Annotated in this window: 3 protein-coding genes; 2 read left to right on the top strand and 1 reads right to left on the bottom strand. The window is 43.5% G+C overall.

The window, feature by feature from the left end; all coding sequences use genetic code 11:
• The first annotated feature begins 96 nt into the window (after positions 1 to 96).
• Positions 97 to 1,275 carry an NACHT domain-containing protein gene (locus PN499_RS12095; RefSeq protein WP_272032155.1) on the top strand — a complete coding sequence of 393 codons (1,179 nt, stop codon included), beginning with the start codon at positions 97 to 99 and terminating at the stop codon, positions 1,273 to 1,275.
• Positions 1,276 to 1,411: 136 nt separating this feature from the next.
• Here PN499_RS12095 and PN499_RS12100 read toward each other — a convergent pair whose 3' ends face one another.
• Positions 1,412 to 1,897, bottom strand: a complete 486-nt coding sequence (locus tag PN499_RS12100; protein WP_007353935.1) for an allophycocyanin subunit alpha-B — start codon at positions 1,895 to 1,897, stop codon at positions 1,412 to 1,414.
• A gap of 502 nt (positions 1,898 to 2,399) precedes the next feature.
• Here PN499_RS12100 and rlmD point away from each other — a divergent pair.
• A complete protein-coding gene (gene rlmD, locus PN499_RS12105; RefSeq protein WP_272032158.1) occupies positions 2,400 to 3,797 on the top strand; it encodes a 23S rRNA (uracil(1939)-C(5))-methyltransferase RlmD in 1,398 nt (465 codons plus the stop codon).
• Positions 3,798 to 3,825 lie beyond the last annotated feature (28 nt).

The raw sequence follows: 3,825 nt of genomic DNA on the forward strand, positions 1-3,825 counted from the left end.
AATGCTATTATGTGTGGTATCGCAGGCGAGGCTTTACTGAACCATGTAATTATAGTTCATTTGATCTTATCTTCTCTGTTAGACCCTCACGAGTGAGTGTCAGTAACAGGATACCTCATCTTTCTGAGAAAGGCTATAAGTCAAGTAGCATTAATTACCTTTGAAGGAAGCGATTACTTCTTTAAACAAGATAAACTACGGGAAATTATCGCTAACTATCTTCGCACTTTAACAAATGCTAATACTGAGCCTATTCAATTGCTGTTAGATAGTCAAGTAGTCCTGAAATCTATTGAAGTACAGCATGGGTTATTGGTGGAGAGAGCGCAGCTAATATACTCTTTCTCCCATCTGACTTTTCAAGAATATTTTACTGCTAGAGAAATAATTAATAGTTTTAATGCACATCCAAAAAATTTGAATAGGTTAGTTAGCCATATAACCCAAAAAAGTTGGCGAGAAGTATTTTTACTAGCAGTTGGTATGATGCAATCAGCCGATCCGCTACTTTTGTTAATGAAACAGGAGATTGATAATCTTGTAGCTGATAAGAAGTTACAACAGTTTCTTGCCTGGGTGAACAAAAAATCGCTTGCAGTTCAGGATGCCGAAAAACTAACTATGAGAGCCTTTCACCTTGCCTTTGTTCTGGCTCTCGATCACTTTCGTATCCAACTTCTTAATGATGTTCTTAAAAATGCTCTTATCAGTTGCTCTTTTCTTAAGGATGCCATTAATGCTGTAATTAACCCTACCAACTGTTCAAGTGATACAATTATTTTAAATAATACTATTGATGATAATGTTTTGAAGGATGCTTATAATGAGTTCTGTAACCTTCAACATGAGCTAGCCCTTACTTTTGACCATGCTCTTAACCTTACTAATAACTTAAATAGCGAACTAGCCGATTCCCTTAAGCCTAAAAATTTTAAACCTAAACTTAAACTAAACTATTTACTCTCACCACTCAAGAATACACTAGCTAACTCAAATATAGATCAACAAAATTTTATAGAATGGTGGAAAAATAAAGGGGAATATTTGGCTGATAAATTGGAGTTGGTGAAGATTGAGAATCAAGATTTAGGTCGGCAAAGTCAATTCAGCGATTACCAGAAGAATTTACTTCACCAGTATTACTATGGTAATAAGTTACTAATGGATTGCCTAAATAGTGGTTGTGAAGTGTCACCCAAAGTCCACGATCATATTAAACATACGTTGTTATTGCCAATATCTGATGAAAACGAAAATAAAAACTCTAATATTTAACCTGCTTAAACTGTTTTCCTAAATTTGTAGTAGTGGCTGTCTCCCACTTCCCTCTTTTTTAAGACTTAGCGGAAAGCAGCCACTACTCAAGGCTATAAGCCGAAAACAGCCAATACTAAGAGCGATGAGCCGACAATTAAGACATCGCTTGAGCGATATAATCAAAGTAAGGAGCAGCCTCCTTAGCATCATCCTCATTAAGCAAGGAAATAGAAGCTTCCTTTAAACATCGGATGGCTTCCGCCATTCCGGGGACGGGAACGCCCAAAGAGTTGTACATCTCCCGCACCCCAATCAAACCAATCTTTTCAATGGGCTCCTTATCGCCTGCGAGGATACCATAAGTGATCAGGCGCAAATACCAACCGTAGTCGCGCAGACACAAAGAGCGTTCCCGCGTGCCATAGGCATTTCCACCTGGAGAAATGAAGTCCGGGCGTTTCTTCCAGAGTTTCTTGCTGGCTTCCTCAACAATCTTTTTCTCACTTTCAGATAAGGTGGTAGCAATACGCACCCGTTGAGAACCTGTTTTAAAAAAAGAATTGATGCTCTGGAGCTCGCCGGCACTGGGATAGCGAAGCTCGTCATCGGCTTGGAGTATAACTTGGCTAACTACGCTCATAAAAAAATCTCGGTAAGTGGGAAACTCAGAGTGTTTAGACCTGAGATGGAAACGATACAAGCGGTTTTAACCGCCTACCCCTTTCGGGGCTCGATAAGTAGAGGAATGGTACTTATCTAATCCCTGTATTGCCGGGAACCTCTGCCATTCCAGTGATGTTCGCTTCGACCTTGTTATTCGGGCTTGTTCGACCTGCAACACTGTTTCAGTGACCTTAAAACTGTTTAATTGCAGATAACAGAGCGGGGAACTAGCGTCGCCTTCCCAGGTGTTATGACCTAAATAACGGCTACCCTTCGACTGCGCTCAGGGTGGTCTGGTCAGTACAGCTTCCATGATTGCTCATACAAGCTCCGTCTACGAGAGCGGGGTTACTGACGGGTATGCAAATTTTTTAGGGTAACACTAAATTAGTTTAACGACTTAGTGGGACACAAACCAAGAGAGGGAAGCCATTGGTGACAGGAAATCCGCGATAATAAAGATCCGCGCTTTCTCACCTATGACTAAAATAAAATCCCCCATCTCAAATCCTCAATCTACGATCGCCCAACAAGGTCAACTGGTTGAGCTAGAAATTATCGACTTGGCCGACAGTGGCGACGGGGTAGGTCGCCTGGGTCAGCTAGTTGTTTTTGTCCCGGATACTGTTCCAGGCGATCGCGCCCTAGTCCGCCTCATGCAAGTCAAAAGCGACTCCGCAACAGGCAAACTCCACGAACTCACTGAAATATCCGACCGCCGCATCCGACCTATGTGCATTGTCGCAGATAAGTGTGGCGGCTGTCAGTGGCAACACATTGATTGGCACTACCAACTTGAAGCGAAACAAAATATAGTCATTCAAGCTCTACAACGTATCGGCGGATTCACCGCACCCCCTGTAGATCCAGTGTTAACCGGCCCTGACCTTACAGCTTTAGGCTATCGCAACAAAGCCACCTATCCCCTAGCAACCTCCTCCACAGGTCAAGTCCAAGCGGGTTATTACCAAAAAGGCAGCCATCGGTTGATTAACCTCAATCAGTGTCCCGTCCAAGACGAAGACCTTAATCCTTTATTGAAAGACATAAAAAAGGATATACAGCAGCGCGGTTGGAAGACCTACGATGAAAAGCAGCAAACTGGAGAATTGCGTCACCTATCTGTACGCATTGGACGGCGTACAGGTGAGATTTTGCTGACTTTAATAGTTCGGAGTGGCGATTTGCCTGGAATTGAAGCACAAGCTTCCGAATGGCTGAAGCGCTATCCTCAACTGGTAGGCGTGTGTTTGAATATCAACCCCCGCAATACTAATGTCATCTTTGGCCCAGAAACTCGCTGCATAGCTGGTAAACCTTACCTGCTGGAAATATTTTCCGGTTTAGAGTTTCAGATTCGCGCCGATACTTTCTTTCAAGTCAATAGTGAGGCCGCTGAGACGCTGTTACAGGTAATTGCGGATGAGTTGCACCTCAAAGGTAATGAAGTTTTGGTTGATGCTTACTGCGGGATTGGCACATTTACTTTGCCTTTAGCAAAATTTGTGAGTAAGGCAATAGGTCTAGAACTGCAAGGGGCCGCCGTCAAGCAAGCTCAGTTAAATGCTGAATTAAATCACTTGACAAATGTAGCTTTTTATGTTGGAGCAGTAGAAAAATTGTTACCGCAGTTGGATGTTACGCCAGATGTAGTTTTGCTTGACCCGCCGAGGAAGGGTTGCGATCGCACAGTTTTAGAAACTCTCGTCGCCACCCAACCCAGTCGCATCGCCTACATTAGCTGTAAACCCTCCACCCTCGCCCGCGATCTGAAATTCCTCTGCCAAAATGGAGGCTATAAATTACAGCGAGTACAGCCAGCAGATTTCTTTCCCCAAACCCCCCATGTTGAATGTGCAGCCTTTTTGGTGCGCTGAGGAGATGGGGAGCGGGGGAGCGGGGGAG

Origin of the sequence: Kamptonema animale CS-326, assembly GCF_028330895.1 — a bacterium.
Lineage (GTDB): Bacteria > Cyanobacteriota > Cyanobacteriia > Cyanobacteriales > Microcoleaceae > Kamptonema > Kamptonema formosum.